The 17431-nt window shown below is 71.0% G+C and carries 12 protein-coding genes; 8 read left to right on the top strand and 4 right to left on the bottom strand.

Annotated features, from left to right (window positions below; genetic code table 11):
• Nucleotides 1-75: 75 nt before the first annotated feature.
• Together ACZ6SQ_RS28405 and ACZ6SQ_RS28400 are read right to left on the bottom strand one after the other, a co-directional pair.
• The gene (locus ACZ6SQ_RS28405; protein WP_469566933.1) at nucleotides 76-2499 is read right to left on the bottom strand and encodes an RICIN domain-containing protein; all 2424 of its coding nucleotides are present in this window, start codon (nucleotides 2497-2499) and stop codon (nucleotides 76-78) included.
• 166 nt (nucleotides 2500-2665) lie between these two features.
• Complete coding sequence (locus ACZ6SQ_RS28400; RefSeq protein WP_469566930.1) at nucleotides 2666-4102, bottom strand: RICIN domain-containing protein; 1437 nt, start codon at nucleotides 4100-4102, stop codon at nucleotides 2666-2668.
• Between the two features lie 423 nt (nucleotides 4103-4525).
• On the opposite strand from ACZ6SQ_RS28400, the gene ACZ6SQ_RS28395 reads away from it, so the two are divergent.
• From ACZ6SQ_RS28395 to ACZ6SQ_RS28370, 6 genes are all read left to right on the top strand, one after another.
• A complete protein-coding gene (locus ACZ6SQ_RS28395; RefSeq protein WP_469566928.1) occupies nucleotides 4526-5518 on the top strand; it encodes a LacI family DNA-binding transcriptional regulator in 993 nt (330 codons plus the stop codon).
• A gap of 761 nt (nucleotides 5519-6279) precedes the next feature.
• The gene (locus ACZ6SQ_RS28390) at nucleotides 6280-7212 is read left to right on the top strand and encodes a carbohydrate ABC transporter permease (RefSeq protein ID WP_469566925.1); all 933 of its coding nucleotides are present in this window, start codon (nucleotides 6280-6282) and stop codon (nucleotides 7210-7212) included.
• On the top strand, nucleotides 7209-8213 hold the full coding sequence (locus ACZ6SQ_RS28385) for a carbohydrate ABC transporter permease (RefSeq protein ID WP_469566923.1): 1005 nt from the start codon (nucleotides 7209-7211) through the stop codon (nucleotides 8211-8213). Before ACZ6SQ_RS28390 ends, ACZ6SQ_RS28385 begins: the two co-directional genes overlap by 4 nt.
• A 133-nt stretch (nucleotides 8214-8346) precedes the next feature.
• Complete coding sequence (locus ACZ6SQ_RS28380; protein WP_469566920.1) at nucleotides 8347-9681, top strand: ABC transporter substrate-binding protein; 1335 nt, start codon at nucleotides 8347-8349, stop codon at nucleotides 9679-9681.
• A gap of 140 nt (nucleotides 9682-9821) precedes the next feature.
• On the top strand, nucleotides 9822-12668 hold the full coding sequence (locus ACZ6SQ_RS28375) for a SpoIIE family protein phosphatase (RefSeq protein WP_469566919.1): 2847 nt from the start codon (nucleotides 9822-9824) through the stop codon (nucleotides 12666-12668).
• A gap of 140 nt (nucleotides 12669-12808) precedes the next feature.
• The gene (locus tag ACZ6SQ_RS28370; protein WP_469566917.1) at nucleotides 12809-13945 is read left to right on the top strand and encodes an ABC transporter substrate-binding protein; all 1137 of its coding nucleotides are present in this window, start codon (nucleotides 12809-12811) and stop codon (nucleotides 13943-13945) included.
• 97 nt (nucleotides 13946-14042) lie between these two features.
• Here the strand turns inward: ACZ6SQ_RS28370 and ACZ6SQ_RS28365 are convergent, their stop codons facing one another.
• Together ACZ6SQ_RS28365 and ACZ6SQ_RS28360 are read right to left on the bottom strand one after the other, a co-directional pair.
• The gene (locus ACZ6SQ_RS28365) at nucleotides 14043-15449 is read right to left on the bottom strand and encodes an RICIN domain-containing protein (protein ID WP_469566915.1); all 1407 of its coding nucleotides are present in this window, start codon (nucleotides 15447-15449) and stop codon (nucleotides 14043-14045) included.
• Between the two features lie 360 nt (nucleotides 15450-15809).
• Nucleotides 15810-16076, bottom strand: coding sequence for a hypothetical protein (locus tag ACZ6SQ_RS28360; protein WP_469566913.1), 267 nt, complete (start codon nucleotides 16074-16076; stop codon nucleotides 15810-15812).
• Nucleotides 16077-16259: 183 nt separating this feature from the next.
• Between ACZ6SQ_RS28360 and ACZ6SQ_RS28355 the strand changes: the two genes are divergently transcribed.
• Both ACZ6SQ_RS28355 and ACZ6SQ_RS28350 read left to right on the top strand, forming a co-directional pair.
• Complete coding sequence (locus ACZ6SQ_RS28355) at nucleotides 16260-16505, top strand: hypothetical protein (RefSeq protein ID WP_469566911.1); 246 nt, start codon at nucleotides 16260-16262, stop codon at nucleotides 16503-16505.
• 152 nt (nucleotides 16506-16657) lie between these two features.
• Nucleotides 16658-17356 carry an NADPH-dependent F420 reductase gene (locus ACZ6SQ_RS28350; protein WP_469566908.1) on the top strand — a complete coding sequence of 233 codons (699 nt, stop codon included), beginning with the start codon at nucleotides 16658-16660 and terminating at the stop codon, nucleotides 17354-17356.
• Nucleotides 17357-17431: the final 75 nt, after the last annotated feature.

Below are 17431 nucleotides of genomic sequence, written 5' to 3'. Positions count from 1 at the left end.
GCCCCCGGAGCACGGCACGAGGCCGGGCACCGACATGGTCGTCGGTGCCCGGCCCCCCTCGTGCCCCGCGGACCGTCAGCCCAGCGTCAGCCGCTGCGCCGCCGAGCCGGAGCAGGTCTGCTGGACCGTGAACGCCCCCTCGCCCGTCGAGGCGTTCTGCACCCCGAGGCACTTGCCGCTGTGCCGGGCCCGGAGGGTGAACGTGCCGTCCCCGGCGTCACGGACCGCCCACTCCTGGTTGCGGCCGCCGTTGCAGCCGTACTGGAACACGGCCGCGCCGTCCGCGAGGGACTCCCCGGTCACGTCCAGGCACTTGCCGCTGTGCCGGGCGACCAGAGTGACGTAGCCGAAGCCGGACGGGCGCAGCGCCCACTGCTGGCTGGTGGCACCGGTGCAGGCGAACTGCGCGCCCGAGGCGCCGTCGGCGGTGGAGGCACCGGTCACACCGAGGCACTTGCCGCTGTGCTGGAAGGTGGCCTTGCGCCAGCTGTCGGGGGCCGTGGCGCGGAACGTCCACGACTGGTGGGAGCCGGTCGTGGGCCGGTAGACACCCACCGGTGCGCCCTCGGCGGTCGACTCCGCGACGACCTCCAGCAGCAGACCGGACGCCGCGTTGACGAGGGTGGCGTGCCCGTCACCGGTGGTGGAGCGGATCCACTGCTGTGCCGTGGAGGTGCCGGGGGAGGCAAAACCGAGTGCCCCCTGGGAGACCGAGAGCGCCTTGCCGGTCTTGACGCTCGTGATGCGGTAGGCGGCGGTGTTGCCCCAGTCGGACGCGGACAGCTTGGTGAACGTCCACTGCTGGGCCTGGTCGGCCGGGTTGCTCGCGCGCTGCACGGGAACGGTCTTGCCTCCCGTGGTGTAGGTGCTGAGGGCCAGGCCACTGCGGTCGTTCAGCAGCTGCCGGGGCCCGCCGACCGGGGCGGAGGCGGCGGTGGTGTCGACGCCGGTGACACCCGGCAGCACGAACGTGGTGACCGAGCCCGTGCCGACGGTGGCCCGCAGGGTGCCGCCGGCCTGGAGGTCGCTGCCGCGTTCCACGTTGCGCGTGGCGTCGGTGGTGTAGCGCTCGACGGCCCCCGCGGTGGTGGCGAACCCGTCGAGGTCGAGCGTGACCTCACGGTCGGAGCCGGAGGAGTTGGTGTGGACGACGACCGCACCACCGTCGGGACGCAACGCGGCGAAGGTGTCCGGGTCGTCCGTCGCGATGACCTTGGCGCCGGGACGGACGAAGCGGCTGTACTGGGCCATCGCCCAGTACTTCTTGTTCTTGCGCAGCGGCTCGGTGGCCGCGTCCTCGGGGGTGAAGTCGGTCTGGATCAGGCCCCAGTTGGAGTTCTCCCGGCCCGGGGTCATGTTCTCGTAGTCCTCGACGGCCTGCCACAGCACCCAGGCCCGCGGCTCCAGCTCGCGGATGTCCGCGTTGATGCGCCCGGCCAGGTCCAGCGCGGGGCTCATGTCGGTGAAGCTCTGCCCGATGCTGCCGCCGAGGTCCACCTCGGACATCCACAGCGGCCGCTTCTCGCCCTTGGCGATGTCCCGGACACCGGTGCGTCCGTTGGTGCCGTAGGTATGGGTGTTCAGCTGCCCGACCGCGCCGCGGGCCGAGGCGGTATAGGAGTCCCAGTTCGTGCGGAAGCGGTCGGGGTTGGTCTCGTCCATCGCCGCGATGGGCGTGGTGATGCCCTGGGCGTTCAGAGCGGTGCGCAGGGTCGTGTACATGCGGGCCTGGGAGGAGGGCTCCCAGTGCGAGCCCTCCTGGCGGCCGCCGGCGTGCCAGTAGTCGGTGTTCGGCTCGTTGATCGGCGAGATCGAGTCGAAGGTGACGCCGGTGGACTGCTCGGCGCGGCGCAGCGAGCCGGTGAGGTAGGCGGCGAAGCGGTCGTACTGGTCGGACCGGAGGTTGTCCTGGTTGCCGTCCCAGTTGCCGGAGACCAGGCCGCTGTTGGTCATGAAGTAGGGGGCCGAGTTGGAGAATGCCTCGAAGGTGTCGGCGCCACGGGCCTCGGCCGCGCTCAGCCACCACTGCTGGTTGGCGTCGGCGTCGGACTTCCAGTGCGTGGGGTTGTCCGGGTCCCACCAGTCGGGGCTCTCCGGGCCGGGCCGGTTCCAGTAGCCGGGCACCGCGCCTCCTGCGCGCATGTAGGGGGTGGTCTCGGGACTGTCGCCGCCGCCGATGTTGTAGCGGGCGACGGTGAAGCCGAGTCCGTCGGCGCCGTAGAGCGCGTCGGCGAGCGCGTTGCGCCGGGCGTCGGGCCAGCCTCCGGTGACATTGGCGAACCAGGCGAGCGCCGTGCCCCAGCCCTCGAACGCGGGCTGCTGGTAACTGGGGTCGAGGCGGACGGTCAGCGCCTGCCCGGCCTCGGCCGCGGCGGCCGGGGGAGCGGTGAGAGCGGGCAGGGCCAGGGCGGCGGCGGTGCCGGCGAGCGCGGCGGCGCGCAGCGCGCGCGTGAGGCGTCGTCGAGTGCCGGGCCGTGGGCTCGGGGACGTGTGCGACACGTCTGTCTCCTTTCGGGGAGGGTGGTGAGGGATAGTGCGTGCCCCGCCCGCCGGGCCCGGTGGTGAGGGTGGGCCCGGCGGACGGGATGCGTTGGCCCGCCGGAGCGCCGCCGCCGGGTCAGGGTGGACGGCGGGGCTCCGGCGGTGTCCTCGGGGTGCCGGCCGGTCAGGCGGCCGTGCGGCGCCACTTCTGGTTGTCGCCGCCGTTGCAGGTCCACTGCTCCAGCACGGCGCCGTCGCCCTGGGACCAGCCGGTCACGTCGAGGCACTTGCCGCTGTGGCGGGCGGCCAGTTCGACGCGGCCGGCGCTCGACTTCACGGTCCACTGCTGGTGGGTGGAGCCGTCGCAGCGGTTCTGGACGACACGGGCCCCGTCGGCGGTCGAGGCGGCATCGACGTCGAGGCACTTGCCGGTGAACCGGCTGATGATCTGCACCCGGCCGCTGGCGACGCTCTTCAGCCAGAACTGCTGGTTGACGCTGCCCTGGCAGGACCACTGGATGAGCGCGGCACCGTCGGCCGTCGAGCGGTCGGCCACGTCGGCGCACTTGCCGCTGTGCACGGCCGACAGGGTCTCCCAGGTCCCGGAGCCCTGGATCGTGCCGGCGACGGCGTCGACGGTGAGCTCGGGGTAGTAGTCCATCATCATGGTGGTCGCCGTCGGGAAGCGCAGCGGCGCCCAGACGTACTGCGAGTCGTTGACCATGCCGCCCATGGAGTTGCCCCAGCGGTCGCCCATGTACAGGTACGAGGTGCCCGCGGTGCCCTGGACGGTCAGGACGTACGCGGTCTGCGAGTCGTACGTGCGGTAGTCGCCGACGTCCTGCAGGTCGCTCCAGGTGCCGGTGATGCTGGTGGCGGTGGCGTACTTCTGCTGGTTGGGGGCCCAGCCGGTGGCGTGCGAGGTCAGCAGGAAGTAGACGCCGTTCCGCTTGAACAGGGCGGGGGCCTCGCGGTACGCGTTGGCCCACAGCTTCTGTACCTGGGCGTCGATGCCGGTGTAGTCGGCGGTGAGGCGGTAGATGTGCAGGTCGGCGTTGTCTCGCGCGGCGGAGATCATGTAGCCGGTGCCGTCGGTGTCGACGAATGTGGTGATGTCCCGGGACATCTCACCGAGGGGCCGGAAGCTGCCGCGCCAGCTGTAGTCGCCGTCGACGGTGTCGGAGACGGCGACGGCGGCTCGGGCCTCCCAGTAGTCGCTGGCGTTCTCCTTGTGCATCCACATGACGAACTTGCCGGTGGCGGCGTTGTACATGACCTTGGGCCGCTCGATGTTGGCCGACTGGAGTTCGGGGTCGGTGGCCTGGGTGAGGACGTGGTTGCGGAACTCCCAGTTCTTGAGGTCCGTCGACCGGTACGCGGAGACGTAGCGGAAGGTGTTGTCGGCGTTGCGGTTCTCGCCGAACCAGTAGTAGTACTGGCCGACCCTGACGACCCCGCCGCCATGGGCGTGCACGGGGTTGCCGTTGGGGTCGGTGAACTGGGTCGCGTTGGTGAGGGTGACGGGCGCGGCATGGGCGGTTCCCATGGCGCCGAGGAGCGAGAGAAGGAGAGCGCACAGCGCGGTGAGCACCGTGGTCGTCCCGAGGGGTGTGCGTCGCATGATCGCGTACCTCGTGGGGCTCAAGGGCAGGACCGGGCCCGTGACAGGCCGGGACGTGCCGGGGAGCACGCGGCCGATGAGGACGGCGCGTGGTGGAGGAGGGCATGCCGAAGCGGCTCTCGGCATGCCATGGAAAGGCCGACCGGTCGTGTGTCGTCGAAGAGGTGCCTTCCGATGTTCACGTAAACACGAGCGGTTCGGGGGGAGAGTCTGGGAGTGACGGTTCGGGCTGTCAAGGAGTCGCGCAGGACTGGGTCACGTTTGACCTTTGATCATGTTTGCGCCAACATCGCTGGGGTATTGCTGGCATACGTCTGTCAGGCCGCCGCCAGCACCTGAGAACACCGGCAGAAGGTCCGCGAGATGGCGACAGAGAAGAAGACGCGTTCGGCGCGATCACGGCCTGCCCGGCAATGGCCCTCCATGGCCGACGTCGCGGCGATGGCCGGCGTGTCCTCGCAGACCGTCTCCCGGGTCGCCAACAACCGGGACAACGTCGACGAGGCCACGCGCGAGAAGGTGCTGGCCGCCATGCAGGTCCTGGGCTACCGGCCGAACAGTGCCGCCCGTGCCCTGGTCACGGGCCGTTTCGGCGCGATCGGCGTGGTCAGCTTCGACGTGGGCGCGCACGGCAACGCGCGCACCCTCGCCGCCGTCGCCGACGCCGCCCGCGAGGCCGACTTCTCCATCAACTTCATGGGGGTCCGCGCGCAGACGGAGGCCGCCGTCCGCAAGGCGTTCCGGCATCTGATGCTCCAGTCCGTGGACGGCATCGTCCTCGTCGAGTCCCAGATCCTGGACACGCCGTCGCTCCAGCTGCCCCCGACCATGCCGATCGTCGTCGCCGACGGCGAAACCGGTCACCGCTACCCCAACGTCGACTTCGACCAGGCGTACGGCGCCCGCAGCGCGGTGAAGCACCTCCTCGACCTGGGGCATCGCACGGTCTGGCACGTCGCCGGGCCGCACGACTCGTTCGCCGCACGCCGTCGCGCCGAGACCTGGCACCGCACGCTCACCGCCGCCCGCATCCCCATGCCGCCCGTCTCCTACGGCGACTGGACCGCGGAGTCCGGCTACCGCATCGGGCAGGAGCTGGCCCGGCGGCCCGAGGTCACCGCCGTGTTCGCGGCGAACGACCAGATGGCGCTCGGGGTGATGCTCGCCCTGCACCGGGCCGGGCGCCGTATCCCCGAGGACGTCAGCGTCGTGGGTTTCGACGACGTGGCCGAGGCGGCGTACTTCCTGCCGCCGCTCACCACCGTCCGGCAGGACTTCGAGGTCGTCGGCCGGCACTGTGTGACGCTGCTGCTCGATCAGATCGAGGGGCGGACGGAAGGGCCTCGGCGGTTGGCGGTGGAGCCGGAGCTGATCGTGCGCGAGAGTACGGCGGCGCCGCGGCCCGGCATGTCCTGACCTGTGTGTCTCCGCGCGGCGGGTGCGTGGACGCCTGCCCTGGCCGCGGGTCCGTCGTGGTGGTTCGCGCAGTTCCCCGCGCCCCTGAGGGGGGTTGGGGCGGGCTGCGTGCTTTGACGGTGCGGGTCCGTCGTGGTTGTTCGCGCGGTTCCTCGCGCCCCTGGGGGGGTGGGTGTGCGGGGCGGTTTTCGGGTGCCGGTCCGTCTTGATTGTTCGCGTAGGTCCTCGTGTCTCTGAGGGGGCGGGGGCCGACGCAGTTTTGAGGGGCGCGGGGAACTGCGCGAGCGGCCACGGACCGGGCGCGCCTTGGGGACGGTGGGTGGCGCCCGAGGTGCCTCGAAGGGGCGCGGGGAACTGCGCGAGCGGGCGCGACGAAGCCGCACCCCGCCGACGGCCGCCGTCACCCCACCCCCCACCCGCCGGAGGCAATTCGCCCGGTCCGACCGGTTCACGTAGCACAGAACCCCGTTTACGCTCACAACGGAAGAAGCGCCTCCGGAAGCCGCTTTTGTCGGTGACGCCCCTCTTGGGTGCCCACCGGTCTCCCAGGGCCGGCCCCCTCGCGGCCCCTTCGGCACCAGAATCCCCTTGCTCGGGCTGACTTCACGCTTGACGCCCACCATCGGTAGTGCCACCATCACGCTACCGATGATTACGTAAACATCGATCATCGGTCAGCCCTTCGGCAGGGCCGTTACCCAGCCTCCGGACGCCGCTCTCTCCGGCCCGGTCCGGACGGTCACACGACGCAAGGACCCTCCATGACGATCCAGTCGACACCCGTGACGGCGACACCACCGTCCCGTGGTCGCACCCGCATCCGCCTCCGAAAGGAGGCCCTGGTGGGCTGGGGCTTCGCCGGCCCGTTCGTCGCCGTCTTCGCCCTGGTCTTCCTCGCCCCGATCGCGTACGCCGTCTACCTCAGCCTGTTCCAGGACCGGCTGATCGGCGGCACCTCGTTCGTGGGCCTGGAGAACTACCGCGAGGCGCTGACCGACACCCGGTTCTGGGACGGATTCGCCAGGGTGGGACTGTTCCTGCTGATCCAGGTGCCGGTGATGCTGGGCATCGCGCTGCTGGTGGCCCTCGCCATCGACAGCGGCCGCCTCTGGGGCAAGGGCTTCTTCCGGGTGGCGATCTTCCTGCCGTACGCCGTGCCCGCCGTGGTCGCCAGCCTGATCTGGGGCTTCATGTACGGCACGCGCTTCGGTCTGGTCGGCAACATCAACGACGCCTTCGCGGTGTCGCTGCCCGACCCGCTCTCCCCGTCACTCGTGCTCGCCTCGATCGGCAACATCGTGACCTGGGAGTTCGTCGGCTACAACATGCTGATCTTCTACTCGGCGCTGAAGGTCGTGCCCAAGTCGCTGTACGAGGCGGCGGCCATCGACGGCGCCGGCGAGTGGCGGATCATCACCTCGGTGAAGCTCCCCGCCATCCGCGGCGCGCTGGTCATCGCCACCATCTTCTCGATCATCGGCAGCTTCCAGCTGTTCAACGAACCGAGCATCCTCCAGAAGCTCGCCCCCAACGCGATCACCAGCGACTTCACCCCGAACCTCTACACCTACTCGCTGTCCTTCTCGGGGCAGCAGCACAACTACGCGGCCACCGTGGCGATCGTGATGGGTGTCATCACGGCGATCATCGCCTACGCGGTCCAGCTGCGCGGCATGCGGAAGGCTGAGCGATGACCTCCTCCACCCCCGACCTCACGGACGCCGGGCCCGCGGTGTCCACGTCGGCGGACTCCGCCCACCCCGCCACCCCGCCCACCACCCACCGGCGCGCGGCCCCACCCACCCGCGCCGCCGGAGCGTCCCGCCGCCGACGCCGCCCGCACATCGCGTCGGCCCCGCGCCGCAGCCTGCCCCTGACCCTGCTGACCGGTCTGGTCCTGCTCTACACCCTGCTCCCGCTGGCCTGGCTGGTGATCAACGCGACCAAGACCCAGACCGGCCTCCAGGACTCCTTCGGGCTGTGGTTCGCCGACGACTTCAACCTGTGGGACAACATCAGCCGCACCCTCACCTACGACGACGGCGTGTTCCTGCGCTGGCTGCTCAACACCATGCTGTACGTCGTCCTCGGCGCGGGCGGTTCCACGGTCCTGGCCGTGCTCGGCGGTTACGCGCTGGCGAAGTTCGACTTCCCCGGGCGCCGCGCGGTGTTCGCGGTGGTCATCGGCGCCGTGGCGGTCCCCGGCACGGCCCTGGCGGTCCCCACCTTCCTGATGTTCAGCGAGATGGGCCTCACCAACACCCCCTGGGCGGTGATCGTCCCGTCGCTGATCTCGCCGTTCGGGCTGTATCTGATGTGGGTGTTCGCGGCGGAGGCCGTACCCACCGAGCTGTTGGAGGCGGCCCGTATCGACGGCTCCGGCGAGGTGCGGACCTTCGTCCGGATCGTGATGCCGCTGCTCATGCCCGGCACCGTCACCGTGCTCCTCTTCTCCATGGTGGCGACCTGGAACAACTACTTCCTGCCGCTGATCATGCTGAAGGACCCCGACTGGTACCCGCTGACCCTGGGCCTGAACGCATGGAACGCCCAGGCGCAGACCGCCGGCGGCGAGGCCGTGTTCGACCTGATCATCACCGGCTCGCTGCTCACCATCGTGCCGATCGTCGCGGCGTTCCTGCTGCTCCAGCGGTACTGGCAGTCCGGACTGGCCGCGGGCAGCGTCAAGGAGTGACCGCGCCGCGCACGTCCGCCACTCGGCGCCCCTCAACCCCCACGTAGATCCCCGCCGTCCCCCACGCCCCCCGGTTCACCACCCGTCCCCCCGCGTCCGTCCCACCCGCACATCCGACCAGGAGCACAGTCCCATGAGAACGAACCTCACCCGCAGACTGCTCGGCGCCCTCGCCGTGGTGTCAGCCCTCTCCCTCGGCGCCACGGCGTGCGGGTCCTCGTCCGACGGTGACTCCGCGGCCGGACCCGGCGATGTGAAGTCCGCCCTGAGCGAGGGCGGAAAGATCACCGTGTGGGCCTGGGAGCCCACGTTGAAGAAGGCGGCCGCGGACTTCGAGAAGAAGTACCCCCAGGTCGATGTGGAGCTGGTCAACGCGGGCACCGGTGACAAGCAGTACACCGCGCTCCAGAACGCCATCGCGGCCGGTTCCGGAGTGCCCGACGTCGCGCAGGTCGAGTACTACGCCCTCGGCCAGTTCTCCATCGCCGAGTCGGTCGAGGACCTGTCCGGCTACGGGGCGGGCAAGTACGACAAGACCTTCACGCCGGGCCCGTGGAACGCCGTCACCACGGACAAGTCGGTGTACGCGCTGCCCATGGACTCCGGCCCGATGGCGCTGTTCTTCAACAAGAAGGTCTTCGACAAGCACGGCGTGAAGGTGCCGACGACCTGGGACGAGTACGTCGAGGCGGCACGCGAGCTGCACAAGGCGGATCCCAAGGTGTTCATCACCAACGACACCGGTGACGCGGGCGCCACCACGAGCCTGATCTGGCAGGCGGGCGGCCGCCCCTACAAGACCGAGGGCACGAACGTCACCATCGACTTCGGTGACGCCGGGACCGCCAAGTACACCGACACCTGGCAGAAGTTGCTCGACGACAAGCTCGTCGCGCCGATCTCCTCCTGGAGCGACGCCTGGTACAAGGGCCTCTCGGACGGCTCGATAGCCACCCTCTCCATCGGGGCGTGGATGCCGGCCAACTTCACCTCGGGCGTTCCGTCCGCGTCCGGTGACTGGCGGGTCGCCCCGCTCCCGCAGTGGTCGAAGGGCGACACCGCGACCGCCGAGAACGGCGGCAGCTCGCTGGCGATGCCGAAGGCGGCCGAGAACAAGGAACTCGCCTACGCCTTCATGGAGTACGCCACCACCGGCGCCGGCGCGAGCGGCCGCGTCGCCGAGGGCGCCTTCCCCGCCACCCGCGCGGACCTCGAGTCGGACACCTTCCTGAAGACCGAGTTCCCCTACTTCGGCGGTCAGAAGGCCAACGAGATCTTCGCCGAGTCCGCGCGCAACGTCGGACCCGACTGGTCGTACCTGCCCTTCCAGGTGTACGCCAACTCCGTCTTCAACGACACCGTCGGCAAGGCGTACGTCTCCTCGACGCAGCTCACCGACGGCCTGAAGAACTGGCAGCGGACCAGCGCGAAGTACGGCAAGGACCAGGGCTTCACCGTCACCGAGTGACGTCGCGAAGAGGCCGGGGCCGACTCCGCATCCGTCGTCCCCGGCCTTCCCGGCCGGCACCCCCAGTTCTGAGCACCTCTTTCCGGGCCCCGCCGGGCGCTTCTTGCCACCGTACGGATAAAGCGGGATAAATGAGGTTCATGAGCGCGCACTGGGCCCGTCGTCCCTGGCGACGACGGGCCACCGGATCTCCGGGCCGCTCCGCGGGACCGGGCTCGCCCGGCGCCGCCGAGAGCGGTGACGGGGAGCGGCCCGGCCCGGACAGGGGCGGGCGGCCGGGCGCTCGGCGGTGGTGGGACTGGCCGCACCGGCGCAGCGTCGCCCGCGAGGTGTTCCTGCTCCAGCTGGTGCTGGTGGCCCTGCTCGTCGCCGCCGCCCTCGCTGCCCTCGTCGTACAGGCCCGGCGCGACACCATGGCCGACGCCCGGCACCGTACGCGTGCCGCCGCGGAGTCCTTCGCGCACGCGCCGGGGCTGCGCGAGGCCCTGAACAGCGGCAATCCGACCGCCGTGCTCCAGCCGCTGGCCGAGGAGGCCCGCAAGGCCGCCGGGGTCGACGCCCTCATCGTCTACCGGCTCGACGGCGTCACCCTCACCCACAGCGACCCCGGCCAGCTCGGCAAGCACGTCATCGGCCCTTACGCCCAGGCGGCCGAGGGCAAGCCCTTCACCCGCACCTTCGAGGGCGCGCTGGGCCTCTCGGTCATCTCGGCGGCACCCGTGAAGGACCCCAGCGGCAAGGTCGTCGCGGTCGTGTCCGCCCCCGTGACGGTGGAGCGGGTGCAGGACTCCGTCAACCGCCAGCTGCCGATGTTCACGGCGAGCGCGGCCGGTGCCCTCGCACTGGCCGCGGCGGGAGCGGCCCTGGTCAGCCGTCGGCTGCGCCGCCAGACACACGGTCTCGGCCCGGCCGAGATGACCAGGATGTACGAGCACCACGACGCCGTCCTGCACGCGGTGCGCGAGGGAGTGCTGATCATCGACTCCGACGGCCGGCTGATCCTCGCCAACGACGAGGCACGCCAGCTGCTGGAACTGCCCGGCGGCGTAGAAGGGCGCCAGGTGAGCGACCTCGGCCTGGACGCGCGCACCGTCGAACTGCTGGCCTCCGAACGGACCGTCACCGACCAGGTGCACCTGGCGGCGGACCGGCTGCTGGCGTTCAACAAGCGGTTCACGGCCCGGTTCGGAAGTCACCACGGCAGCGTGGTGACCCTGCGCGACACCACTGAACTCCAGGCCGTGTCGGGGCGCGCCGAGGTGGCCCGAGGCCGGCTGCGGCTCCTCTACGACGCCGGCACCCGGATCGGCTCCAGCCTGGACGTCGTACGCACCGCCGAGGAGCTCGCCGAGGCGGCGGTGCCGCGGTTCGCCGACGTCGTCACCGTGGAACTGCTCGATCCGGTGCTGGCCGGTGAGGAGCCGCCCGAGGCGAGCACCGTCCTGCGCCGGGTCGCCGTCGCGGGACTGCCCGAGGACCATCCCCTCTACGGCGTGGGCGAGCTGATCCGCTTCGCCCCGAGCACGCCTATGGCCGCCAGCGTGCGGCACGGCCGGTCCGTGCTGGAGCCCGACCTGGCCGGCTCGCCGGGCTGGCGCGACCAGGACCCCGAGCGCGCCGAACGCATCCTGCGCTACGGCATCCACTCCCTCGCGGTCGTCCCGCTGCGGGCACGCGGAGTGGTGCTGGGCGCGGTGGACTTCTGGCGGTCCGGCGCCTCCCTGCCGTTCGACGAGGAGGACCTGCACTTCGCCGAGGAACTGGCGGGCCGCGCCGCGGTGAGCATCGACAACGCCCGGCGCTTCACCCGCGAGCACGGACTGGCGGTGACGCTTCAGCGCAGTCTGATGCCCCGGACGCTGCCCGAGCAGGACGCACTCGACGTGGCGCACCGCTATCTCCCGGCCCAGGCCGGGGTGGGCGGCGACTGGTTCGACGTGATCCCGCTGCCCGGGGCGCGGGTGGCCCTGGTCATGGGCGACGTCGTGGGGCACGGCCTGCACGCGGCCGCCACCATGGGGCGGCTGCGGATCGCCGTGCACAACTTCTCCTCCCTGGACCTGGCCCCCGACGAACTCCTCGGGCACCTCGACGAACTGGTCACCCGCATCGACGTACCGGACGAGGACGCCGAGGGCGACGACCCGGCCATCACCGGCGCCACCTGCCTCTACGTCGTCTACGACGCCGTCTCCGGGCGGCTCACCGCGGCGACCGCGGGCCACCCGCCGCCCGCCGTGACCCACCCGGACGGCACCGTGGAGTTCCTCGACGTGCCCGCCTCGCCGCCGCTCGGCCTCGGCGGCTCGATGCCCGTCGAGACCGCCGAGCTGACCCTGCCCGAAGGCACCTCCCTCACCCTCTACACCGACGGCCTGATCGAGGACCGCGACCGTGACCTGGACGAGGGCCTGGACGCCCTGCGCGCGGCCCTGTCCGGACCGCCCCGCGACCCCGACGACGTCTGTGCGACGGTGATGAAGTCACTGCTGCCCGCCAAGCCCTCCGACGACGTGGCGCTCCTGGTCGCGCGGGCCCGGCGCATGGACGCGGCCGATGTCGCCGAGTGGGACGTGGCCCGGGACCCCGCGGCCGTGGGACCGGTCCGCAACGCCTGTGCGCGCAAGCTGTCCGAGTGGGGCCTCGACGAGATCTCCTTCGCCACCGAGCTGATGCTGAGCGAGCTGATCACCAACGCGGTGCGCTACGGCGGCGACCCGATCCATGTGCGCATGCTCCGCGGCCGCACCCTCATCTGCGAGGTGTCCGACGGCAGCAGCACCTCGCCGCACATCCGCCGGGCCAAGGACACCGACGAGGGCGGCCGCGGGCTGTTCCTCGTCGCCCGCTACGCCGAGCAGTGGGGCACGCGCTACACGGGCCGGGGCAAGACGCTCTGGACCTCGCAGGCTCTGCACGGCCCCGCCGATCCCGGGGAGGATCTCGGCGAGCTGCTGCTGAGTCAGTGGGACGACGCCGAACTGTGAGCCGGGCCCGGCCCGCCCGGGGAGCGGCCGGCCGGGCCCGTCCGCCGCGGCCCCGCTCTCCCCGGCGGAACGCAGGGTCCGCGAGTACCCTGAGATCCACCCCGACCACACCCCGAGGACGGCGGCCTTCTGGAGGCGTTGTGACCGCTTTCCGTCGGCTCCGCGCAGCCGCGATCGCCGGCTGCCTCGCCCTCACAGCGCTCTCCTGCTCCTCGGACGGCTCCGACGAACCGGCTCCGCCGTCCTCCGCCACCTCCGCGGCGGACGCCGGAGGCATGGAGGCACTGATCAAGGCGGCCAAGGCGGAGGGCCGGCTGAACACCACGACCCTGCTGCGGCACTGGGCCAACTACGGCGCGCTGATGGACGGCTTCTCCAGGAAGTACGGCATCGAGGTCCGCAACTCCAATCCCTACGGGTCGAGCCAGCAGGAGATCGACGACATCAAGCGGCTGCGCGGCAAGGAGTCCGCGCCCGATGTGCTCGACCTCGGCGACTCCTTCGCGCAGTCGGCCGCCCGCCAGGACCTGCTGGCGCCCTACCGGGTCAGCGGCTTCGGCCAGATCGCCGACAACCAGAAGGACCCGGAGGCCCGCTGGACGAACAGCTACGGCGGCTATGTGGCCATCGGCTGCGACGCCAACCGCGTGCGGACGTGCCCGGTGTCCTTCCGTGACCTCCTGGAACCCGAGTACCGGGGCATGGTGGCGCTCAACGGCAGGCCGGACACGGCCGGTTCGGCCTTCGCCGCCGTGTACGCGGCCGCGCTCGCGAACGGCGGTTCCTTCGACGACATCCAGCCGGGCATCGACTTCTTCGCCCGACTGCGCGAGGTGGGCAACTTCAACCCGAACAACCCCAACCCGAAGGCGATCGCCGCGGGCGAGACACCCATCAGCATCGAATGGGACTTCCTCAACCTGGAGCACGTCGACCAGCTGCGCGGGACCAAGGTGGACTGGCGGGTGTCCATCCCCTTCGACGGCAGCTTCTCCCAGTACTACGCCCAGGCCATCAACAAACACGCACCGCACCCCGCCGCGGCCCGGCTGTGGGAGGAGTACCTGGCGAGCCCCGAGGGCCAGAACCTCCGGCTCGCGGACTACGCCCGGCCGGTGCTGATGGACGTGATGGCGGAGAACGGCACGCTCGACACGGCGATGGCCTCGCGCCTGCCCACGGTCGAGGGCACGCCCACCTTCCCGGCCGAGACACAGCTGGCCAAGGCCGTGCGCACGGTGCGGGAGAACTGGCCCGCCGCCGGCATCCCGGGCTGACCGCCGACATCGACCGCGGTGGACGCCTCCGAAGCCGCACAGGGGATCGCCCCTCCACCACACCGGTGGAGGGGCGATCGGGCGGGGCCGCCCGCTGTCAGACGGCTGTGCGCCGCCACTGCTGGTTCTGACCGCCGTCGCAGGTCCACTGGTCCACGACCGCCCCGTCGGTCACCGCCCAGTTCGCCACGTCCAGGCACTTGCCGCTGTGCCGGGCGACGAGCTTCACATGGCCCGTGGCCTCGGACGCCTCGGGCTTCCACTGCTGCGAGGTCGCGCTGCTGCAGGTCTGCTGGACGACCCGGGCGCCGTCCGCGGTGGACGCGTCGGCCACGGTGAGGCACTTGCCGCTGTGTCGCGCCATGATCTGGAAGTAGCCCGTGGTGCCCACCTCCTTGAACCAGTAGTGCTGGTTCACCCCGGTGCCGCAGCCCCACTGGACCAGCCCGGCGCCGTCGCCCGCGTCGAAGTCGGCCACATCGGCGCACTTGCCGCTGTTGCGGGCCGTGAGTGTCTCCCAGGCCGCATTCATGCCGGTCACCGAGCCGGTGGCCGTGTCGATGGTGATCTGCGGCGAGTACTCCATCGACAGCGTCGTCCTGGAAGGGAACTGCAGCGGCAGCCACACGTACTGCGAGTCGTTGACCATGCGGCCCATGGAGTTGCCCCAGCGGTCGCCCATGTACAGATAGCCGGTGCCCTTGGTGCCCTGGACCGGCAGGACGTAGGCGGTCTGGCTGCGGTACGCGGTGGAGTCGCCGACGTTCTTCAGGTCGCTCCAGGTGCCGGTGATGCTGGTGGCGGTGGCGTACTTCTGCTGGTTGGGGGCCCAGCCGGTGGCGCCGGACGTCAGCAGGAAGTAGACGCCGCCCCGCTTGAACAGGGCCGGGGCCTCGCGCCACTGTCCGGACCACAGCTTCTGCACCTGGACGTCGATGCCGGTGTGGTCGGCGGTGAGGCGGTAGACGTGCAGGTCGGCGTTCTCGTTGGCCGCGGAGATCATGTAGCCGGTGCCGTCGGTGTCGACGAACGTGGTGATGTCCCGGGACATGTGGCCGAGCGGGCGGAAGCTGCCGCGCCAGGTGTAGTCGCCGTCGACTGTGTCCGACACAGCGACGGCGGCACGGGCCTCGCCGTAGTCACTGGCGTTCTCCTTGTGCATCCACATGACGAACTTGCCGGTGGCGGCGTTGTACATGACCTTGGGCCGCTCGATGTTGGCCGACTGGAGTTCGGGGTCGGTGGCCTGGGTGAGGACGTGGTTGCGGAACTCCCAGTTCTTGAGGTCCGTCGACCGGTATGCGGAGACGTAGCGGAAGGTGTTGTCGGCGTTGCGGTTCTCGCCGAACCAGTAGTAGTACTGGCCGACCTTCACGACCCCGCCGCCATGCGCGTGCACGGGATCGCCCGCGGTGTCCGTGAACGGGGCGGCGTTGGTGATGCTCGCGGGGGCCGCGTGCGCCGTGCCGAGGGCAGCGGCCAGGGTCAGGAGGAGGGCGGTCATTGCGGCGAGAACCGCTGACGCCCGCGTTCTTCTGCGAGACATGATCGATTACCTCTTGCTGTTCGGACATGGCTGACGAGGCCATGCGCTCGCGGCAGCCCGGACGTACCCGTGCGGGCGGGGCGCGTACGGACTCCTGTTTACGGGGAGGTGACGAGCGGTTCCGCCGGTCGGCCGGGAGCGCGGAGCCGTCGCGTTCCGGCCCACCGTCCCCCTGCGCCGGTGGGCCGGAACGACGGTGACCGCCGTGTCGTGCTCATGAGCCGACTGTGTGTTTGCGTTAACATCGAGCGGTTGGAGAGAGTGTGGAATTCGGACACGCGTGTGTCAAGGGGGTGGGAGGGTGCGAAGCCGGTCCCGTCAGTCCGCCGTAGACGCGGCACCCGGTGCGAGCTCCACAGGTTCGTTTCTCACCGCGCGGCGGCCGGGGATCGCCGCCCGGGTGAGGAGCGGCGCGAGCTGCTCGGCCGTCGCAGCGCACCGGATGTAGTTCTCGGCGTGGTGGAAGCCGAACGCCCCGTGGATCGTCGTGGTGATGTCGAGGTCGACGTCGTGGAACGCGCGATCGAGGCCCGGCGGGATGGCGACCGGGTCGCCGGGGTCGGCGATGTTCACCCAGCGCTTCACCCCCGGCGGACGCTGCCCGCGCGGCCCGGGCGTCCCCGCCTCGGGACGGGGCGTCGGCCGGGGGAACACGGCGTGCGGTAGCGCCGGCGGCGACCCCAGGGTCAGCAGGAGGGGCGGTGTACGGCACCCGGCTCACGTCGATCTGCTGCGAGAAGCCCTCCGCGAGACCTCCCCGCCGACGCGTTGCCACGGCTGACCGACCAGGTGAACGCGGCGTTCGACGACGTACGGGCCGTGGTGCTGGCCTCGGTGAGCGCGCTGATCGACGAGGAGGAACAGCTGATCAGCCGGGCCGCGGAGGACAGCGCGGCCGAACGCGCCCAGCGCGAGTCCGAGCTCGGCCGCCTGCGCGAGGCCCTGACCCAGGTCGCCGCCGGCCGTCACCGGCTGGAGCGGATGTCGGCCGAGGGCGCGCCGGCCCACGGCTGACCGCCGGCGCCGACGGACGCCAGGGCCCGCCTGCCGTCCCGGTGAACTCGCACGGCCTTCTTGAAATACCGAACCACTCGGTTTAGTTTTACTCAAGTGAAGGCGCCCCGCCCGGACCCGCGCGGGCGCCCCACTCTCCGAAAGGGATTCCCATGCGTTACGCAGTACTCGGCACCGGAAGCGTCGGCCGGACCCTCGCCGCCAAGCTCGACTCGCTGGGGCACGAGGTGGTCGTCGGCACCCGGGACACCGGGGCCACCCTCGCCCGGACCGACTCCGACGCCTTCGGCAACCCGCCCTTCGCCCAGTGGCTGACCGAGCACGAGCGGGTGCGGCTGCTGGACTTCGCGCAGGCGGCGGCCTTCGGCGAGGCGGTGCTCAACACCACTTCCGGCACCGGCTCGCTCCGGGCGCTCGAAGCCGCGGGCAGTGACAACCTGGCGGGCAAGGTCCTGCTGGACCTCGCCAACCCGCTGGACTTCTCCCAGGGCTTTCCGCCGTTCCTCGACCCGGTGAACACCGACAGTCTCGGCGAGCAGATCCAGCGCGCCCTCCCCGGGACGAAGGTCGTCAAAACGCTCAACACCATGAACGCCGCGATCATGGTGGAGCCGTCCCGGGTGGCCGGCCCGCACAACGTCTTCGTCTCCGGCGACGACGCGGGCGCCAAGAAGCACGTCACCGAACTGCTGGCCGAGTTCGGCTGGCCCGAGGCCGACATCATCGACCTCGGTGACATCAGCACCGCGCGCGGCACCGAGATGCTGCTGCCGGTCTGGCTGCGCCTCTACGGCGCGCTCGGCCACGACCAGTTCAACTTCCACATCCAGGGCGCCCGCACGGACGCCTGAGCCCGCACCGGGCGGGGGCACGACCGGTGGGGTGCGCCGGACCGGCGAGCCCGTACCGGACCGTGAACCCGTACC

Source organism: Streptomyces sp. NPDC048600 (assembly GCF_055587025.1).
The sequence above is the reverse complement of the archived record's forward strand: the minus strand, read 5'-3'. Positions and strand labels throughout refer to the sequence as shown.

What these genes read in the sequence shown, in the direction of transcription:
- ACZ6SQ_RS28400 (WP_469566930.1), bottom strand. Translation starts at nt 4,102, where the DNA reads ATGCGACGCACACCCCTCGGGACGACCACGGTGCTCACCGCGCTGTGC.
- ACZ6SQ_RS28395 (WP_469566928.1), top strand. Translation starts at nt 4,526, where the DNA reads ATGGCCGACGTCGCGGCGATGGCCGGCGTGTCCTCGCAGACCGTCTCC.
- ACZ6SQ_RS28390 (WP_469566925.1), top strand. Translation starts at nt 6,280, where the DNA reads ATGACGATCCAGTCGACACCCGTGACGGCGACACCACCGTCCCGTGGT.
- ACZ6SQ_RS28385 (WP_469566923.1), top strand. Translation starts at nt 7,209, where the DNA reads ATGACCTCCTCCACCCCCGACCTCACGGACGCCGGGCCCGCGGTGTCC.
- ACZ6SQ_RS28380 (WP_469566920.1), top strand. Translation starts at nt 8,347, where the DNA reads ATGAGAACGAACCTCACCCGCAGACTGCTCGGCGCCCTCGCCGTGGTG.
- ACZ6SQ_RS28375 (WP_469566919.1), top strand. Translation starts at nt 9,822, where the DNA reads ATGAGCGCGCACTGGGCCCGTCGTCCCTGGCGACGACGGGCCACCGGA.
- ACZ6SQ_RS28365 (WP_469566915.1), bottom strand. Translation starts at nt 15,449, where the DNA reads ATGACCGCCCTCCTCCTGACCCTGGCCGCTGCCCTCGGCACGGCGCAC.
- ACZ6SQ_RS28350 (WP_469566908.1), top strand. Translation starts at nt 16,658, where the DNA reads ATGCGTTACGCAGTACTCGGCACCGGAAGCGTCGGCCGGACCCTCGCC.